The 19,129-nt window shown below is 58.6% G+C and carries 17 protein-coding genes and 1 pseudogene; 17 read left to right on the top strand and 1 reads right to left on the bottom strand.

Annotated features, from left to right (window positions below):
* The first annotated feature begins 13 nt into the window (after positions 1–13).
* From JW799_RS16180 to JW799_RS16225, 10 genes and pseudogenes are all read left to right on the top strand, one after another.
* Positions 14–1,381, top strand: coding sequence for an FAD-dependent oxidoreductase (locus tag JW799_RS16180; RefSeq protein ID WP_205430658.1), 1,368 nt, complete (start codon positions 14–16; stop codon positions 1,379–1,381).
* Positions 1,374–3,002, top strand: coding sequence for a hypothetical protein (locus tag JW799_RS16185; RefSeq protein WP_205430659.1), 1,629 nt, complete (start codon positions 1,374–1,376; stop codon positions 3,000–3,002). The genes JW799_RS16180 and JW799_RS16185 overlap by 8 nt, the downstream gene beginning before the upstream one ends.
* Before the next feature lie 41 nt (positions 3,003–3,043).
* On the top strand, positions 3,044–4,360 hold the full coding sequence (locus JW799_RS16190) for a GGDEF domain-containing protein (RefSeq protein ID WP_205430660.1): 1,317 nt from the start codon (positions 3,044–3,046) through the stop codon (positions 4,358–4,360).
* 119 nt (positions 4,361–4,479) lie between these two features.
* The gene (locus JW799_RS16195) at positions 4,480–5,496 is read left to right on the top strand and encodes an NAD-dependent epimerase/dehydratase family protein (protein WP_205430661.1); all 1,017 of its coding nucleotides are present in this window, start codon (positions 4,480–4,482) and stop codon (positions 5,494–5,496) included.
* Positions 5,496–6,554 carry a dihydrodipicolinate synthase family protein gene (locus JW799_RS16200; RefSeq protein WP_080834271.1) on the top strand — a complete coding sequence of 353 codons (1,059 nt, stop codon included), beginning with the start codon at positions 5,496–5,498 and terminating at the stop codon, positions 6,552–6,554. The genes JW799_RS16195 and JW799_RS16200 overlap by 1 nt, the downstream gene beginning before the upstream one ends.
* 27 nt (positions 6,555–6,581) lie before the next feature.
* A pseudogene (gene sdaAB / locus JW799_RS16205) lies at positions 6,582–7,276 on the top strand (L-serine ammonia-lyase, iron-sulfur-dependent subunit beta).
* Positions 7,266–8,159: an L-serine ammonia-lyase, iron-sulfur-dependent, subunit alpha gene (gene sdaAA / locus JW799_RS16210; protein WP_205430662.1), complete on the top strand. Its 894-nt coding sequence runs from the start codon at positions 7,266–7,268 to the stop codon at positions 8,157–8,159. Before sdaAB ends, sdaAA begins: the two are co-directional and overlap by 11 nt.
* A complete protein-coding gene (locus tag JW799_RS16215) occupies positions 8,156–9,349 on the top strand; it encodes a M20 metallopeptidase family protein (RefSeq protein WP_205430663.1) in 1,194 nt (397 codons plus the stop codon). The genes sdaAA and JW799_RS16215 overlap by 4 nt, the downstream gene beginning before the upstream one ends.
* A 6-nt stretch (positions 9,350–9,355) precedes the next feature.
* Positions 9,356–9,982, top strand: coding sequence for a Gfo/Idh/MocA family oxidoreductase (locus JW799_RS16220; protein ID WP_205430665.1), 627 nt, complete (start codon positions 9,356–9,358; stop codon positions 9,980–9,982).
* A gap of 77 nt (positions 9,983–10,059) precedes the next feature.
* A complete protein-coding gene (locus JW799_RS16225; RefSeq protein ID WP_205430667.1) occupies positions 10,060–10,260 on the top strand; it encodes a hypothetical protein in 201 nt (66 codons plus the stop codon).
* A gap of 120 nt (positions 10,261–10,380) precedes the next feature.
* On the opposite strand, the gene JW799_RS16230 is transcribed toward JW799_RS16225, so the two are convergent.
* Positions 10,381–12,039, bottom strand: a complete 1,659-nt coding sequence (locus JW799_RS16230) for a PucR family transcriptional regulator (RefSeq protein ID WP_205430669.1) — start codon at positions 12,037–12,039, stop codon at positions 10,381–10,383.
* A gap of 187 nt (positions 12,040–12,226) precedes the next feature.
* Here JW799_RS16230 and JW799_RS16235 point away from each other — a divergent pair, with 187 nt between their 5' ends.
* From JW799_RS16235 to JW799_RS16265, 7 genes are read left to right on the top strand one after another with little or no spacing between them, the layout of a single operon-like run.
* Positions 12,227–13,081, top strand: coding sequence for a creatininase family protein (locus tag JW799_RS16235; protein ID WP_205430670.1), 855 nt, complete (start codon positions 12,227–12,229; stop codon positions 13,079–13,081).
* Position 13,082: 1 nt separating this feature from the next.
* A complete protein-coding gene (locus tag JW799_RS16240) occupies positions 13,083–13,838 on the top strand; it encodes a cysteine hydrolase family protein (RefSeq protein ID WP_205430671.1) in 756 nt (251 codons plus the stop codon).
* 37 nt (positions 13,839–13,875) lie between these two features.
* Positions 13,876–14,649: an ABC transporter ATP-binding protein gene (locus tag JW799_RS16245; protein WP_080834257.1), complete on the top strand. Its 774-nt coding sequence runs from the start codon at positions 13,876–13,878 to the stop codon at positions 14,647–14,649.
* A gap of 7 nt (positions 14,650–14,656) precedes the next feature.
* Positions 14,657–15,526, top strand: coding sequence for an ABC transporter permease (locus JW799_RS16250; RefSeq protein ID WP_176220694.1), 870 nt, complete (start codon positions 14,657–14,659; stop codon positions 15,524–15,526).
* A gap of 47 nt (positions 15,527–15,573) precedes the next feature.
* Positions 15,574–16,743, top strand: coding sequence for an ABC transporter substrate-binding protein (locus JW799_RS16255; protein ID WP_205430672.1), 1,170 nt, complete (start codon positions 15,574–15,576; stop codon positions 16,741–16,743).
* 42 nt (positions 16,744–16,785) lie between these two features.
* A complete protein-coding gene (locus tag JW799_RS16260; RefSeq protein ID WP_205430673.1) occupies positions 16,786–17,799 on the top strand; it encodes a Rieske 2Fe-2S domain-containing protein in 1,014 nt (337 codons plus the stop codon).
* Between the two features lie 11 nt (positions 17,800–17,810).
* Positions 17,811–19,115, top strand: coding sequence for an NtaA/DmoA family FMN-dependent monooxygenase (locus JW799_RS16265; RefSeq protein ID WP_205430674.1), 1,305 nt, complete (start codon positions 17,811–17,813; stop codon positions 19,113–19,115).
* Positions 19,116–19,129: the final 14 nt, after the last annotated feature.

Consider the following 19,129-nt stretch of genomic DNA (forward strand, 5'->3'; position numbering starts at 1 on the left):
GGGAGGACAAACGATGGTTACGTCTCGATCCTACGATGTGATCGTATTGGGCGGCGGTCCGGCAGGCATTATGGCGGCGATCGGCTCGGCGAGAAACGGCGCTTCGACCTTGCTGATCGAACGATACGGATTTCTTGGCGGCATGTCGACGGCGGCGTTGGTCTATCCGTGGATGACCTTTCATTCCTCCGCCGGCGAACAAGTCATCAAAGGCCTGGCGCAGGAGCTGGTCGACCGGTTGCGCGAAAGAGGAGCTTCGCCCGGTCATTTGCGGGATACGATCGGCTTTGCGTATTCCTTGACCCCCTATCATCCCGAAGTGTTCAAAGTTGTGGCGACGGAAATGCTGCAGGAGAGCGGAGCCGAGCTTTTGCTTCATACCTCGGCGATCGATGTCAAGCAGGAAAACGGCGTTATCGACAGCGTGACCGTTTATAATAAAAGCGGCATCGAGACGCTCCGTGCGAAGTTTTTCGTCGACGCGACGGGCGATGCGGATATTGCGTACCGGGCGGGAGCGCCATGGGAGCAAGGCAACGAGAATCATAAAGTTCAGCCGATGACGATGAAGTTCCGCATGAAGGGCGTCCGGACGGATCGGATCAAGCAATATATGAAGGAGCATCCCGATCAATTTTACGAAAAGTCCCTGATCGCGCAGCTTGACGACGTCCCGTTGACCGCGGTGTCGGGATTTTTCGATCTGTGGAACCGAGCGAATTTGTCCATTCCGCGGGAAGGCGTGCTGTTTTTTATCGGGCCGGGCGAAGACGAGGCCTTGATTAACGTATCCCGCGTATCCGGATTGGATCCGACCTCCGCGTCGGACTTGACGAAGGCGGAGCTGGAAGGAAGAAAGCAGGTGCTCGAGCTGGAACGGTTTTTCAGGGAGCGCATTCCCGGCTTCGAGCAAGCGTCCGTGTCCGCGGTAGGCACGCAAATCGGGGTTCGCGAAACGAGGCGCATCGTCGGCCAATACGTATTGACCGGCATCGACGTGCTGAACGCCCGACGGTTCCCGGACGTCATCGCAAGGAGCGGATATCCGATCGATATCCATAATCCCGAGGGCAAAGGCATTACGGCGAACTTTATTCGCGAGGGCGGAGCGTACGATATTCCGTATCGCTGCATCGTGCCGCGGCAGGTGACCAATCTGTTGCTGGCGGGCCGCTGCATATCGACGACGCACGAAGCCCAGGCGACGACGCGTCTTACGCCCAGCTGCATGGCGATCGGTCAAGCGGCCGGCACGGCCGCGGCGATTGCCGTTCGGCTCGGCTGCGCGAATACGGACGTTCCGGTCGACGTTTTGCAGCGGGCGCTTATCGCCCAGCGGGCCGAGCTCGGACTTTCCAAGGACGGTGCGGCGCATGGATAAGCCAATCGATATCCGGATTCTCGGAGATCATCGGGTGCTGGCATTCGCGAAAGCGGAGCTGGCGGCCCATCTGACAAACGCCAAGTCGAATGCGGTGCCGGAGCGCGTCGTTTTGGCGACCTGGCGGCAGCTTTCGCAATCCTCGAACGGGCAGGTTCCGGACGCCGCGGCGCGATTGAAAGCCGCCGTTTATTCGGATGAATTCGTCATTGCCGAGGAGGGAGAAACGACCTATCTGACGGGAAATTCCGAACGGGCCGTTCTGTTCGCGGTTTACCATTACTTAGAACGGGAGCTCGGCTTGCGGTGGATTTATCCGGGCCCGCATCCGGCCGCGATCGGGAACGGGGGGAAATCTTCTTCCAGACGGCATTTCGTTCCCGTCATGGAGCGGCGCGGATTCGTATTCGAAACGATCGACGATATTCCCTATATGCAAGCGATGGTCGACTGGCTGGCCAAAAATAAAATCAACGAAGTCTTTTTTACGTTTTCGTTATGGGATAAAATCGGGCATGCCTTGCAGGAGATGATCGCCGATCGAGGCTTGACGATTACGCTCGGCGGGCACAGCGCGAAGTTTTTTATAAACCCGGCCGAATCGGCGGCGGCTTCGCAGGCGGATCATCCTTACACCGCCAAAAAACAGCTGGACTATGCGGATTTGGGCTGGCAGGCCCCGTTTTTCGACCGCATTGCGGATTACTGCAAGCAGGTGGGGAACCTGGCGAGAATTTCGCTTTGGCCCGAAGATATCAAGCATCGGCAAGCGGGCGATTTCCTCGGGTCGTACATCGCGTTTACCGAACGCCTGCAGTCCGCTTTCGCCGGCGCCGGGCTGGACGTCGAGGTCGAACATATTGCCTACAATGCCGGTTTGGCTTGGGATATGCTGGAACGGGGCGGGCATCCCGGTTCTTCGTCCATCGAGACGTTATATGCCTATTGGGGCCGGGATTATCGCGATGACTACGCAACGGCGAGAAGCGAAAGCGATCGCCGCGCCTATGCCGCTTTGCGGGATTGGATCGCGCAAATCCGCCGGAACGGCCGCAAAGCGACGATCTTCGAATATTACAGCGACCATTTCATGCTGAGTCCGCTGTTTCCGATGCTGCCGTCCCGGATCGCGCAGGATATCGCGGACTACGCGAGGCTGGGGATTGACGGGATCGCGAATCTTGTCGTACCCTGTCCTCAATGCGAGGCGTATCCTTGGCAATGGAATCACGGCTATAACAGCTATGTGTTTGCCAGAGCGCTGTGGCATGAAACGATCGAGGACATTCAAGCCGACTATTATCATGCTTTCGAACCGTCGATGAGAGAAGACGCCAGGCGCCTGCTGGAACGATTGGAACAAACGGTTCCGGCCTTGACGTCCTGGAACGTTCCCCTGTTTCCGGCCCGGGCGGTCGATCCGTTGAAGGTCGGGGCGATTGCGGAAGAGCGGCGCTGCGAAATCGTATCGCAGCTTCAGGCCGTCATCGATGCCGCCGAACCCTTCCTGGAGGCGCAGCAGCAAGAGCATCCGGACCATCCGTTAGTTCTGAGCATGAAGCATTACGTCCGGTTTGCCCGCCTCGTGCGGGAACAGTGGCTGGAGCATGACGTCGTCTAGCTTTCGTTCCCGAGCGACACTTCAAAAGAAATGTGGTCGTTATGGTCATTAAAATCGGAATTATCGGAACGTTGGAGATCGTGGAGCAAATCAAGCAAGTGATCAAAACGTTTCCTACGTTTTTGCCCGCGTTTTACCTTGTCGAGCACGAACAGGATATTTTGCCGATCGCGGAACGCGCGAGCGCGGACGCGGAAGTGCTGCTGCTGTCCGGTCCGCTGACAAGCAAAAAGGTCAAAGACCGCCTCAAGCTGCCGATTCCGGTTCACTACGTTCCGATCACCGAAGCCGGCTTGTACAAAGCTTTATTTTACGGAGCGCATGCCGGCAAACTGTCGCGCGGCATTTCGGTGGATTCCCTGACCAAAGTGAACGTGAAGAGGGCGGCTCGGGAGCTTGGCATTTCGGATTTGGAATTTGCCGTCTATAACGGTCCCTCTTATGCTTCCGCGGAGAAGCTGGCGCAGTTCCACCAAGAGCAGCATGCCGCCGGGAAAAGTTCGCTCGCGCTGACGGGGGTGCAGGCCGTCGCCAGGCAATTGGCGCAGCTCGGGGTGCCGAATCATTGGATGGCGCCTTCGGACCAGGATATTATCGTCACGCTCGAGCGCGCGTTATTGTCGACGGAATCGCGGCGCAACAAGGAAGCGCAGATCGTCGTCGGGATCCTCAACGTCGACGAGTTTCACAAGCTCGTGATGAAGCGGCCGAGCGAGCATGAAGTGCAATTGATGAAGCTGGATATTCAGCGAATGGTGCTCAGCTACGTCGAATCGCTCGACGGCTACTTGACCTATCTGGGCGGAGACGAATATTTGTTTTTCACGACGCGGGGCGTGTTCGAGCGGGAAACGGGCGGCTACAAAACGATTCCGCTCGCGAAGGACGCCAAGCAAAGCTTCAATGTCAGCTTGAGCTTCGGCGTCGGCTTCGGCATGACGGCCAACGAAGCGGGAACGAACGCGCGCGAGGCGCTGCGCAAGGCGAAGGAAGCGGGCGGCAATGCGTGCTTTATCGTGCGCGAAGACAAAAGCATGATCGGCCCGTTGGAAATGGCCGACCCCGTCAAGGCGACCCTTGCCCCGCTCGATTACGCGCTCGTGAAAAAAGCGGAAGAAGCGGGGATGACCAGCAGCTACTTGAGCAAGCTGGTCGCCTATACGACGAAGCATGAAAAATACGAATTTCATGTGCATGAATTGGCGGCGATGCTCAACATTACGGTGCGAAGCGCGCATCGCTTGCTGCTGCTGTGGATCGATCACGGCCTGGTCGACATCTCCGGCATGGAGAAAGTGCCGAAGGGCCGTCCGCGCCAGCTGTACCGGTTCAGCTTTTTGGAAGGGAAATCATTTTAGAAGCGAAAGGCGGACTTCGGTCCGTCTTTTGTTGTTTTAAAGACAATTAATCGTCCTGTCTTTTAATCCTTGTTGCCGGTAGAATGAAAGTAATTCGACAAGGGAAGGGAGCTCGTTCGATGAATACAGTCGAGCAATTGCTTGCGGTTTTGACGCGGCCGACGGAGGAACTGATCCAGGATTTAGCCAAAATAGACGGCGACATTATGCTGCTGGGCGTCGGAGGGAAAATGGGTCCGACCCTCGCGGGGCTTGCGGTGAACGCGATTCGCGAAGGCGGCCTGAACAAAAAAGTGATCGGGGTGTCCCGGTTTTCCAATCCGGAGGCGAGACAGGAGCTTGCGGACGTCGGCGTAGAAACGATTTCCTGCGACCTGCTCGACGACGCCGCGCTTCAGGCTTTGCCGCACGCGGACAACATGATCTACATGGCGGGCAACAAATTCGGCACGACCGGCCGCGAGCATTTCACTTGGGCGATGAACGCCTACTTGCCGGGGCGGGTAGCCGAAAAATACAAGGACTCCCGCATCGTCGTGTTTTCCTCCGGCAATATTTATCCGTTCATGCCGGTGCGCAGCGGCGGCGCGGACGAATCCGTCGCTCCCGAGCCGATCGGCGAATATGCGCAATCGACGCTGGGCCGCGAACGGATTTTCGAATATCACTCCCATAAGAACAGCACCCCGATGACGATGTATCGCCTGAACTATGCGATCGATATGCGCTACGGCGTCTTGCTGGAAATCGCGAAAGCCGTGAACGAAGGCCGGGCGATCGACTTGACGACGGGCTACGCCAACGTCATCTGGCAAGGCGACGCCAACTCGATGGCGCTTCGCTGCCTGACGTTATGCAGCGCGCCGCCGACGATCATGAACATTACCGGGCCGGAAACGCTGTCGATTCGTTGGGCCGCCAACCAGTTTGCCGCCCGTTTCGGCAAAGAGGCCGTCTTCGAAGGCGCCGAAGCCGAAGTGGCGCTGCTGAACAACGCTTCGAAATCCCATCAAGCGTTCGGATACCCGAAAGTGAGCCTGCTGCAGATGATCGATTGGACGGCGGAATGGGTGCAAAGCGGCGGTTCGACCTGGAACAAGCCGACCCACTTCCAGGAACGAAAGGGGAAATTCTGATGAAGCTGGAACGAAGCAAACTCGAAGCTTTGCACGACGGAATTGTCATTCCCGCGCATCCTCTTGCGCTTAACGCGGACCGCCGATTGGACGAAAAGCACCAGCGCGCCTTGACGCGTTACTATATGGCATCCGGCGCCGGCGGCGTAGCCGTGGCCGTTCACTCCACGCAATTCGAAATCCGCGATCCGAAGCACAACCTGTTCGAGAAAGTGCTGCAGCTTGCCGCCGAAGAAGTCGATCGGGCGAAGCTCGATCGTCCATTCCTGAAGGTGGCGGGAATTTGCGGGCCGACGGAGCAGGCCTTGAAAGAAGTCGAGGTTGCTTTAAAATACGGCTACGATGCCGGATTGCTCAGCATGGGCGGCTTGAAGGATTACAGCGAAGCGGATTTGCTCGAGCGCACGAAAGCCGTTGCCGCCCGGATGCCGGTGATCGGTTTCTACCTGCAGCCGTCGGTCGGCGGACGAATCTTCACCTATGATTTCTGGAGCAAATTCGCCGAAATCGACAACGTCGTCGCGATAAAAATGGCGCCGTTCAACCGGTATCAGTCGCTCGACGTCGCCCGCGCCGTATGCGGTTCGAGCCGCCGCGACGAAATTGCCTTGTACACCGGCAACGACGACAATATCGTGAACGATCTCCTGACGACGTACCGGTTCGAAGTCGGCGGCGAAGTCGTGGAAAAGCCGGTCATCGGGGGCTTGCTGGGCCATTGGGCCGTATGGACGCAGAAAGCGGTCGAAATGCTCGAGGAGATCAAGGAAGCCCGCAAGTCCGAACGGATCGCAAAAGAATGGCTGACGCGCAACATTCAAGTTACCGATTGCAATGCCGCGTTTTTCGATCCGGCGCATCATTTCGAAGGGTGCATCCCGGGCATCCACGAAGTTCTTCGCCGTCAAGGCCTGCTTCAAGGGACGTGGTGCCTGAACCCGGACGAAACGTTGTCGGAAGGCCAGGCCGACGAGATTACCCGCGTGTACGAACAGTATCCTCATTTGAACGACGACGATTTCGTAAAAGCCCATCTGGCGGAATGGCTGGCGGACTAGCGCCGCTTAGGCAAGGGGACGATCGCGATGAGGTTTAAAGACGTTTTTTCCATTATCGGTCCGTCCATGATCGGCCCCTCCAGCTCCCATACGGCAGGGGCGGCGCGCATCGGAAGAGTCGCCCGCAAGCTCGCGGGGCTCTGCCCGATCGGGCGGACATCTATTTGTACGGCTCCTTCGCCGAGACGTACCGGGGACATGGCACGGACGTCGCTCTGGTTGCGGGCCTGCTCGATTTTGCCACCGACGATGAGCGAATTCGCGATGCGCTGTCCATCGCCGAGCGGGAAAGGTTGCAGGTTCGCTTTCATCCGATGACGCAAGCTTTGCCGAACGTCCATCCGAATACGGCGAAAATCGTCATGCAATCGGGGGAAAGCCGCCTGGAAGTGATCGGCTGTTCGATCGGCGGCGGAAATATCGAAATCGTGCGAATTAACGAATTCGAAATCAAGTTTTCGGCGGCCTACCCCACTCTCCTTATTTTTCACGAAGACCGCACCGGCATGATCGCGCTCATGACCCATATTTTGCAGCAATACCATATTAATATCGGATACATGAAGGTCGAGAGAAAAACGAGAAGCGGCGAAGTGTTGACGGCGATCGAAATCGACGACGCCGACGCCCGCGCGGTCGTTCCTCATTTGCGCCAATTGCCCTACGTCCAAGCCGTCCATTTCATTCATCTAGCGGAAGGTGAGCCTGCCGATGAGATTTAATTCCTTGCAAGGCATCATTGAAATTTGCGCGAAGGAACAGCTGACGATCGCGGAACTGATGATCAGGGAGCAGGCCCGGGAATCCGATCAGCCGCGGGAACGGATTGTCGGGCAGATGACGGATTACTACGGCATCATGAAGGAAGCCGTGCATAAAGGCATTTCCGAGGACATTCGTTCGCGCAGCGGGTTGACGGGCGGAGACGCGAAGCGGGTCTACCAATACATGAATGCGGGGACGTCCTCGTTGGATACGGAAGCCTGCCGCGCGTTGGCGTACGCTTTGTCCGTTTCCGAAGTGAACGCCTCCATGGGAAGAATCATCGCGACGCCGACGGCGGGCTCATGCGGCATTATTCCCGGCGTGTTCGTCAGCTCCCAGGAGCGCTTCGGCTGGAGCGACGAACATATGGTCAACGGCCTGTTTGCCGCCGGCGCCATCGGCTATGTCGTCGCGAACTCTTCCTTTGTTTCCGGAGCGGAAGGGGGCTGCCAGGCGGAGGTCGGCTCCGCGATCGGGATGGCCGCGGGAGCGTTGACGGAACTGAGAGGCGGAACGGCCGAGCAGGCGATGCACGCCGTCGGCCTGGCATTGAAAAACAGCCTCGGCCTCATCTGCGATCCGGTTGCCGGGCTGGTCGAAATTCCTTGCATCGTGCGCAACGGCTTCGGCGCCGTAACGGCGCTGGCGGCCGCGGACATGGCGTTGGCCGGCGTGCGCAGCGCGATTCCTTCGGATGAAGTGATCGGCGTCATGCTGCAGGTCGGCTTGTCGATGCCCGATCAATATCGCGAGACCGCGAAGGGCGGGCTGGCCCAAACCCCGACCGGCAAAAAAATGATGAAGCAATGGCTGTCGGAAGAAGGAGCGAACCCGTCATGAATCGTTTGCTTGAGCGGGCGCGGCGGCTGGAAGCCGAAATCGTCGCTTTTCGCCGCGATTTGCACGCCCATCCGGAATTAAGCTTCGAGGAAAAAGAAACCGCGCGAAAAGTCGCGAGCGAAATCGAACGTTTGAACGTTTCCTATCGAACGAACGTCGGCGGGCACGGGATCGTCGCCGATTTGAAAGGAGAGCGGGACGGACCGATCGTCGCCCTGCGGGCGGATATGGACGCGTTGCCGATCCAGGAAGAAGCGGACGTGCCGTTTGCTTCCGCAAAGCCCGGCGTCATGCACGCCTGCGGGCATGACGCGCATACGGCCATGCTGCTTGGCGCCATGAAGCTGCTGAAGGAGCAGCCGTTCCCGGGAACCGTCCGCTTTCTGTTTCAATCCGCCGAGGAAATCAACGCCGGGGCGAAGGCCATGATCGAGGACGGGGCGCTTGCGGGCGTGTCCGAAATTTACGGCCTGCACAATCTTCCGACGTTATCCGCCGGCAAGCTGGCGACTTGTCACGGGCCGATGATGGGATCGGTGGACCGCATCGAGCTTCATATTCAGGGCAGGGGCGCGCACGGCGCGATTCCGAACGAAGGAATCGACCCCGTCGTTTGCGCTTCCGCGATCGTCATGTCCTTGCAGTCGATCATCAGCCGGGAAGTGTCGCCTTTCGATCCGGTCGTCGTGACAATCGGAAGCCTTCATGCCGGCATGGCCAACAATGTCATTCCCGATACCGCCGTGTTGACGGGGACGGTGCGCACGTTCGGCAAAAAGGTCCAAGCGACGATGAAAGAACGGATCGAACGCATTGCCGGGCAAATCGCGGAAGGCTATCGCTGCAAGGCTTCGCTTCGCTATATCGAGCAAGTGCCGGTGCTGGAAAATCACGACGAGCCGATGGCGTTCGTCAACGAGACGATCGACCGGACGATCGGAAAAGCCGGGCGGATCGAAGCCGCGCCGACGCTGGCCGGCGAGGACTTCTCGGTATATTTGCGCCATGTCCCCGGATGCTTTTTTTGGCTCGGCTCGGGACCGAAGGAGCATGCCGAGCGGGCGTACGGCCTGCATCATCCGAAATACCGATTGAACGAGGACTGCTTGCCGATCGGTTCGGCGATTTTGGCCGCGATCGCGGCGGAGCGGCTGAAGCATTTGCAAACTTCGGAAAAAGACGGGAGATGATCGAAGATGGAGAAGCTGCGGATCGGCATCATCGGCACCGACTCTTCTCACGCCGTTGCGTTTACGAAGCTGTTGAACGATGCGGCCGACCCTTATTACGTGCCCGGCGGCAAAGTCACGAAGGCGTACAAATCCAGTTCGCCCGATTTCGAGCTCAGCTATTCCAGGGCGGAGCGGTTTTGCCGGGAGCTGCGGGAATACGGCGTGGAACTGACGGACGACATCCAGTCGGTCGTCAACGATTGCGACGCCCTTTTATTGGAATCGGCCGACGGGCGCGTTCGGTTGGAGCAATTCCGGCAAGCGGCCCCGGCGCGGAAGCCCGTCTTCATCGACAAATCGTTGGGGATCACGCTCCGGGATGCCCGACAAATCGTCGAGCTTGCCTGGGACTACGAAACGCCGGTCATGAGCGGCTCCGCCTTGCGCTATGCGGTCAAGCTTGAAGAGGGGCTGGCCCGAATCGACCGGTCGACGATCAAGAAAGCGACCGTCATGTGCCCGCTTCCTATCGAGCCTACCCAATCCCGTTATTTCTGGTACGGCATTCATGGCGCCGAAATGCTGTATCGCATTCTCGGCCAAGGCTGCAAAGAGGTGCAGGTGGACGCAGCCGAGGGGAGGACATTCTGACCGGATACTGGGAGAATGAGGTCATCGGAAAAGTCATCGCCAGGCACGATCCCGGGCAGCCGTTCGAAGCGGAGATCGTGACCGATTCGGAGACGATTGCGATTCGAATCGCGGACGGAAAGACACCCTTCTATGCGAGTTTGTTGCAACAGGCGATGGTTTTTTTCGAGAAAAAAACCGCCCCGATTCCGTACGGCGAAATGCTGGAAGTCGTTTCCTTCCTGCAGGCGGCGGAGACGAGCTACGGGCAGCGCCGGTCGGTTCCCTTGCAATCGTGAGTGTAAAGGGCCGTTATTCGCGAAAAATTCTGCTCATTGAACAAATAACGGCCCGAGGAGGCCGTTGTTTCGTTTGAGCGAGGCCGAAATGGGCCCAGGATGGTTCGACTAACGCCCCCGTCAAGAGCGCTTTTGCGCGGAACGGGAACCGGCCGCGCCTTTCGCTCCGTTTTGGTCGGACGCGAGCAAGTGCTTGAACATGAGCATGAGCTTCAGCTTCAGCAGGTCGCTCACCTTCTTGAAATCGAGGCCGAGCAGCTCGCCGATTTTGTCCAGCCGGTACTGTAGCGTATTCCGGTGCACGAACAGCTGCTTGGCCGCCTCGCCGATCTGTCCCTCGCTCGCGAAAAAAGCTTCCAGCGTCGCATAAAAATCGGCAATATATTCATCGTCCTTCTTCGTCAGGGGGCGCAGCAGATGCCGGCAATACTTTTTCATCGCTTCGTCCGGAATGTGGGAAAACAAATACGTAAATTCCAGGTCCGAAAATAAAACGACGGCGCCGCCGACGCCAAAATACCGACCGAGCCTCCTCGCCTCCCTGCATTCCTCGTAAGCGTCCGCAATCTCGGTTATTTCCCGCTTGACTTTGCTCACATAGCATCGCGCCTTTGCGTCCTCCGGCGAACCCAGCGCTTCGTTCAGGCATTCGGTCAACAGCCTGACGAACGATTCGTTTCCGTTTTCCGCCGGCTGCTCCAGCGCTTTGAAGAGAAACAGCACCCCGTCCCCGATTTCGACAATATGCGATTCCCACGCGCCCAAAATCGGATGATAGCCGATTTCCCGGCGGATGTCCCGAAGCGACTCCTGTACGGACGGCGGCGAATCTTGCGCCGGTTCGATGGCCGAGGCGGGGACGGCCAGCGCCGCGACGAACGGGCCCGACAGCAGCGGGGAGCCAAGCGTTTTCGCCTGTTCGACGAAGCTTTCTTTGGACAGCCGCCCCTGCAAATAACGCTCCGCAGCGAGACTCCATCGATAGCCGGCCATCGTATGCCGGCCGTCCCGGAACTTGTCCATATGATAGCAAAGCACTTCCGCGGCCTGATGGTACAGCCCTTCCTCATCCGGATGGATCGGCCCCGTTTCCGGAATGACGATCAGGAAGCCGTAGCACTCGCCTTCCTTCATCAGCGGAATCCGGCAAAACCAGCCGAACGCGGTCCGGCCTTTTTCGTATTTGGGCGCCCACGGCCACTGTCGGGTCCATTCGGCCTCGGGCCAATCGCTGCCGTTGAATAACATTTGCCCCCGGGCGTTGAACACGACGATAGCGTGCGCCAGGATGTCGGCGATCGTCCGGAAAGGGTTCGAGAAGTCTTCGGTTTGCAGCGTAAAGCGGACGAGCCGCATCTGTTTTTCCAGCGCATCGTGGAGCTTTTTCGTGCTTTTTTCGAATTCGGCCTGGAACAGGGCGTCCATCTGATCGGAAAATGCGAATTCAAAGGGAAGCTCCAACACGGGAAAATGAAGCCGGTTCGCCTCGTCGAGCACGACCTGGGGAATTTGCGACCAGTACCTCCCCAGCTTAAGGCCGATCCCCGCCGCCCCGCGCTCGTTCATTTTTTGCAATAATTGCAGCAGCTCGTCCGGCGAGTCCTTGATCGCGTAAGCGGTCGTCAACAGCAGCTCGCCGGCCCGGATCCAGTTGACGACGTCGGGCGCATCCATCGTATTGACGGCTTTGATTTTGCGCGATTTTCCCTTTTCCCCGGCGACCAGCCTGGCTTTCGAGAACGGAAAGACGGTTAAAGCCTCCTCGACCGTTAAGTTCATGTCAACCTCCTGGCGTTTGCGTTATATTCATGTGATGTAATAATGTTTTTTGATACAACGAAACGAGGTCAAATTCTTCATTTTTACAAAATAGTGTGATGTTAATTGACTCAAATCTATATTAATTCTAAATTTGTATTCAATCAATGTTAACTATAGTTCCATTAAAAGCGGGAGGGACGAAGGCATGTTCAGATATGAAGGCAAAGCTTGGGAGGAACGTTTTTTGCCCCGGCTGTCCTCCTTGCAGATCAAGGAGCTTCCGAAGGAAGACGCGCTCGTCGTCCTGCCGGTCGGCGCCGTCGAGCAGCACGGCTGGCATCTGCCGGTCATGACCGACTCGCTCATCGGCGAGGCGCTGCTCACGCAAACGATGGAGCGGCTGCCCGATCATTCGAACGTCTGGCTGCTGCCTCCGGTTTCTTACGGAAAGAGCAACGAACATCTGGATTACGCCGGCACGATCTCGCTGTCCTCGAACACGCTGCTCGGCGTTTTGTCCGACATCGGAGCCAGTTTGAAAAGAAGCGGCTTCCGCCGGCTGCTGCTGTTCAATACGCACGGCGGAAACGCGGACTTGCTGAACGTCGCCGCGCGGGAAATTCGCGTCGCGACCGGGCTGATGGTGTTTTACGTCAACCCGCACAGCCTGGACACAACGAGCGGCCTCGTGACGGAAGAGGAGCTGGAATACGGCATTCACGGGGGAGACATCGAGACGTCGATGGTGCTGGCGATCAAGCCGGACTGGGTTCGGGAAGAGCTTGGCGTGTCCGAAATGCCGGACGTGTCGCAGCTTGAATTTTTGACGATGGAAGGGAAAATCCGGTTCGCCTGGGCGATGAGCGACATTTCGCACAGCGGGGTCGCGGGAGACGCGACGAAAGCGACCGCGGAAAAAGGGAAAATCATGCTGGAGCGGGGCGCTGCCGAACTGGCCAAGGCGATGCTGGAGATCAGCCGATTCGAAATCGGCCGGGTTCTCCCGAAAACGCGGCATGAGCCGTCTTACGACAACAAGATCGACGGGCGGGAGGGATAGGATGCGAGCGCTGGGCAATCCCCGCAACAGCTGGCAAGTGAGCAAGGATCACGTGAATTTGCAAAGGCTGCCGCCGCCCGAGCGCATCGTCGCGTTCGACGCGGAGCCGCAGCGGGTGACGATGGATTTGGCCCAATCGGCGATCGTCGTCATCGATATGCAAAACGATTTTTGCGCGGCCGGGGGATGGCTGGATCATGTCGGAGCGGATATTTCCGGCGCCCGCCGTCCGGTCGAACGGTTAAATCGGCTGCTTCCCGAGCTCCGCAATGCGGATGTGCCCGTCATATGGCTGAATTGGGGAAATCGGCCCGACCGGCTCAATTTAAGCCCGTCCGTGCTGCACGTCTACAACCGGAGCGGGGAGGACATCGGCCTGGGCGGGAGGCTTCCGTCGAAAAGCGCGGCCGTGCTGGAAAAAAACAGCTGGGGAGCGGCCATCGTCCCGGAGCTGGACGCCCGGGAAACGGACATTTACGTGGACAAGTATCGGATGAGCGGTTTTTGGGACACTCCCCTCGACAGCATCCTGCGGAATTTGAACGTCCGGACGCTGTTTTTCGCGGGAGTGAACGTGGATCAGTGCGTGATGGCTACGCTCGAGGATGCGGTTTGCCTCGGCTATGACGCCGTCTTGCTGGAGGATTGCAGCGCGACGAGCTCGCCCGCGTTTTGCGAAGAGGCGACGATCTACAACGTGAAGCAGTGCTACGGCTTCGTCGCGCGATCGACGGCGGTGCTGGCGGGAATGAAATGAAGGAGCTTGCGTCATTCGTCAAAAGGAGGCGGCGAAGGTGTCGTACATTACGGTTTCGAACTTGAGCAAACGTTTCGTGCGCCGGGGGCAATGGACCGAAGCTTTGAGCCATGTGAATCTGGACATCGAGCAAGGCTCGTTCGTGAGCTTTATCGGTCCGAGCGGCTGCGGCAAATCGACGCTGCTGCGGATTATCGGGGGCTTGATGAATGCCGAGGAGGGCGGCATCACGGTCGGCGGCCGGACGCCCGTCGAGATGCAGGCGGACAAGCAATTCGGATTCGTTCCGCAGGCGCCGGCGCTGTTTCCGTGGCGGACGGTGCTGCAGAACATGAACGTCCCGTTCGAAGTCAACCGCAGGAGCAAGACGGACCTCGCGGAGGAAAAAGGGGATCCGATCGAGCTTTTGAACTCCGTCGGGCTCGGGGACTTCCTGCACGCCTATCCGAAGGAGTTGTCGGGAGGGATGAAGCAGCGGGTCGGGATCGCCCGGGCGTTCGCTTCCGGAGCTCCGATCCTGCTCATGGACGAACCGTTCTCCGCGCTGGACGAAATTACGAGGGAAGTGCTCATGCACCAGCTTGTACAAATTTGGGAGAAGCGCAAAAAGACGGTTATTTTCGTTACCCACAACATCCAGGAGGCGGTCTATCTCTCGGACAAGGTCGTCATCATGTCCAGCCGGCCGGGCCGCATCACGAGCGTCGTCGATATCGATTTGCCCCGGCCGCGGGGAGAGGCGGGCATCGAGTCGCCCGAGTTTTACCGGTATGTCGTGCGGTTGCGGGAAAGCTTGCGCGAAAGGTGGTAATGGAGCGATGAGTCAAACCGTATCGGAGGCGGAAAGCCGCCCGGTTCTCACGGCGGGCGCAAAGGGGGAAGACGCCATGGCAGAGAAGAAGCACGCCGCCGTTTCGCGGGATTCCAGACTGAAAGGAGCCGCGAACACCGTTTTTACGCCGATGGTTACGTTTATCGCGCTGTTCGCCTTATGGGAACTGGCGGTCCGCGTTTTTTCCGTCAAAATGATCATTTTGCCGGCGCCTTCCGGCATCTTCGCGGAATTGTTCGGCTCCTTCGGCTTTTACGTGCCGCATATTTGGCTGACGTTTTATGAAGCGATTCTTGGCTTTTTGATCGGGACGGGCGTCGCGCTTGCCGGCGGCGTCTTGATGTCGCAGTCCCGGTTTCTGGAACGGACGCTGCTGCCGGTCGCCGTCTTGGCGAACGTTACCCCGATCGTGGCCATCGCTCCGCTGTTCATTATCTGGTTCGGCTTCGGAGCGCTCCCCAAAATTTTGATTTCCGCCATCTGCACGTTTTTCCCGATGCTGATCAATTCGATCACGGGCTTCCGTTCGATCGACGACAACAACTACGAATATTTGCGCTCGCTGCACGCCGGCAAATTCGAGATTTTCCTGAAGCTGCGCCTCCCGAACAGCTTGCCGTACATTTTTTCCGCCGCCAGAACGTGCATGAGCATGAGCGTCATCGGGGCGGTCGTCGGCGAAATGAACGGCGCGAGCGAAGGGCTCGGCAACGTCATCACGGTGTCGGGCAACTACATGCAGATGGAGCGGATGTTCGCCGCCATTATGCTGCTCGCCGCGATGGGGATTGTATTGACCGGCCTCGTGAAGGCCGTCGAGCGCAGGTTTTTGCACTGGCACAGCTCGGAACAGTGAAGGGCTCGGAGCAACAAAACGATAAAGCAGGGGAGAGGATTGGGGTTATGAAAACGAACAAAAAGGTTTGGGCAGTCATTGCGCTCGGCGTCTTGATGGCGGTTCTGGCCGCTTGCGGAGGGAACGGAAACGCTTCGGATTCGGCGGGTTCGGCGTCTCCGTCCGCTTCGCCGTCCGGCAGCGCCGGCGCTTCGCCTTCCGCGGAAGCGTCCGCTTCCGCATCGGCGTCCGCCGGGAATGCCGGCATCGATTGGGAAGCGCGGATCGCGGCAAACAAAGAAGCGGGCGAAATCAACTTCATGACCAGCTTCAACTATTCGGCTTCCCTTGCGAACGTCAACGCATGGGTGGCGGACGAGCTCGGCTACTTCGAGGAGCTGGGGCTTGACGTGAAGGTGCAGCCGGGGCTGGATGCCGACGGGATGAAGCTGCTCGCCGCCGGGCAGCTGCAATTCGCCCACGCCGGCTCGGGCAGCGTCGTCGTTCAGGCGGTGGCGAACGGAGCCGACATCAAGGGGATTTCCGTGATGGCTCCGGTCGGGTTGGGCGCGCTGATGGTGCTGGAGGATTCGGGAATCGACGACGTCAAGGACCTGGAAGGCAAAACGGTCGGCTACAAAGGAGCGATGGGCGCCAACTTCCTCGCGATGTTCAAAAACGGCGGCGCGGACGCCTCCAAAATCAAGCAGGTGTCCGTCGGCTTCGACCCGACCATTTTGAATACGGCGGACGTGGACGCCATTACGGTATTCAAATCGAACGAGCCGGCGACGATGGAGCGCCAGGGCTTCAAAGTGAAGCTGCTGTATCCGGAGGATTACGGCATCAACACGTCGTTCGGGGTCATGGTCGCGAACGGCGATTTCGCCGCCGAGCATCCGACGGCCGCGGAAGATTTCCTGAGGGCGATCATGAAGGCGCACGAATGGATTTTGGCCAACCCGGAAGAAACGATTGCATTGCTGGAAACGAAGTCGGGCGGCAACTTCGACCTGGCCGTGGAAACGAACCGTCTGAAGGTGGAAACGGAGCTCGCCGCATCCAACAAGCACGAGGGACAAGGCCTTGGCTGGTTTACGCCCGAGCAATGGCAAGCGGAAATCGACATTTTGAACGATGCCGGCGTGCTGGCGCAAAGCGTGGCGGTCGATCAGGTGGCGGACAGCCGGTACGTTTCCGCGATTTACGACGGCGAACGATTGATTTGGCCCGAATAACGAAAGCCGATCCCCAAGCGGCTGCAAGAGGAGGAAAAAACCGTGCTGCAAACAAAGCAAATGGCGCTCAGGCACTTTTATTATCCGGTAATGCCGATCGAAGCTCTTCGAAACGGTCCTCAATCGTTCAAATTAGTGGGACAAAACATCGTGCTGTGGCTGGACGAGCAGAACAAGCCGGCCGCGGCGATCGACCGGTGCTGCCACCGCACGTCGAAGCTGTCCAAGGGCTGGCTCCGCGAGGGCTGCATCGTCTGCCCGTATCACGGCTGGACGTTCAATCGGGACGGGAAATGCACCTGGTTTCCGCAATCGGAGCTGGAGGATCCGCCGAAGGTGTACAAAATCCAAAGCTACCGGTGCGAGGAACGGTACGGCTACGTTTGGGTCGCGCTGGAGGAACCCCTGACGGACATCCCGACGTTCCGGTATTCGGACGATCCGGGCTTCCGCAAAGTGGACGAGTTTTACGAAGTGATCCACTGCGCCGCCCTGCGCCTGATGGAAAACTCGTTCGACGTGGCGCACGTCAACTTCGTTCATAAAAACACGTTCGGCGACATCGACAACCCGATCCCGCCCAAGGTGACGATTTCCCAAAAGGAGTGGGGCTTCGAAGCCTATATGGAAATTCCGGTTCACAACAAATTGAACCAGAAGGTCAAGGCGTTGAACATGGACGAGGAAAGAACGGTTCGCAAGCAGCTCAGCGAATGGTTCATGCCGTTCATCCGGCAGACGAACATTACGTACCCGACGGGCTTGATTCACTCGATCGTCACGTGCGCCACGCCGATCGACGACGGCACCTGTCAACTGGTGCAGTTCGTCTACCGGAACGATCGCGAGGAGGATGTTCCCGCCTCGAGCATTATCGCCTTCGACCGAAACGTCGTCGACGAAGACATGGACGTGCTGGAAACGACGGAAATCAACGTCTCGATCGACCTGGCGAAAAAGCTGGAAAACCACATGCTTTCGGACCAGCCGGGCATTTTGATGCGAAAAATGCTGCTGGCGCTGCTGGAACGGCGAGGCGAGGCGGAAGCGAACTAGAGGTGGAAAAGATGAAGAAGAAAATACACTTCGGCTGGTTCACGGAATACGGTCCGATCGGGTGGGACAACCCGGATGCGACGGAGGGAGACTGGCGGCAGCCGGAGCTCTATCAGAAGATGGGCCGGCTGAGCGAGAAGGGCAAGTTCGACTTCGCGCTGTTCGCGGACCATCTGGGCATCACGTCTTCCTTCGGGGACTCGATCGACCCTTACGTGAAATACGGCTTGAACGGCATCAATCACGATTCCACGCTGCTCGCCGCGATGGTCGCGGCCGCGACGAAGCATCTCGGCGTCGGCACGACCGTCTCGACGATGCTGACTCCGCCGTACGGGCTGGCGCGCCAGACCGCGTCGCTCGACCACCTGTCCAAAGGCCGCGTCGCCTGGAACGTCGTCACGACCGGAAACGTGGCCGGGTTTTTGAACTTCGGCATCGAGCAGCCGGAGCACGATGCACGGTACGACATTGCCGAAGAGTACATGGAGCTGTGCTTTAAATTATGGAGCAGCTGGGAGCCGGATTCGGTTTTGATGGACCGCAAAACGGGCATTTTCGCGGATCCGGCCAAAGTGCGCCCGATCCGCTTCGAAGGCCGATACTTCAAGAGCCGCGGGCCGCTGAACGTGCTGCCGTCGCCGCAGGGCAGGCCGACGATCATTCAGGCGGGCGCGTCGCAGCGCGGCAAGGACTTCGCCGCCAAATGGGCCGATGCCGTCATCGTCGGCATGCACTATTTGGATGACATGAAGGCTTATTACGACGACATGAAAGCGCGCGCGGCCAAATTCGGGCGCGATCCGGACCGGCTGAAGGTGTTTTTCATCGTCAAGCCGGTGATCGGACAAACCGAGGAGCTGGTCGCCCGGAAGCTGGAGGCGCTTCGGAACCCGCCCGAGTCGGCCATCCATGCCGCCTTGTCCGCGCTTTCGTCCCGAATGAATTTCGATTTGTCGCGATTCAACCTCGACGAACCGCTTCCTCCGATCGACGAAAAGGACATTATGGGCGGGCAAACGACGCTGTCCCGGTTTTACACGGCCGGGCGCCGGCCGACGCTGCGGCAGGTCGCGATCGAAGAAGCCGCGGGCAACAAAGGCTCGATCGCGGGCACGCCGGAGCAAGTGGCGGACCAGCTGCAGCGCATCATGGAAACGGTCGGCGGTGACGGCTTCGTCGTCCGGGTTAACGTGCATGAGCAAGAATATATGCGGGAGTTCGTCGACACCGTCATCCCCGTGCTGCAGCGGCGGGGGCTGGCCCGCGAACAATATACGGGCAAGACGCTGCGCGAAAACCTGATGGAGTTTTAATCGGGCGTCCCGGC

This window comes from Cohnella algarum (assembly GCF_016937515.1).
Lineage (GTDB): Bacteria > Bacillota > Bacilli > Paenibacillales > Paenibacillaceae > Cohnella > Cohnella algarum.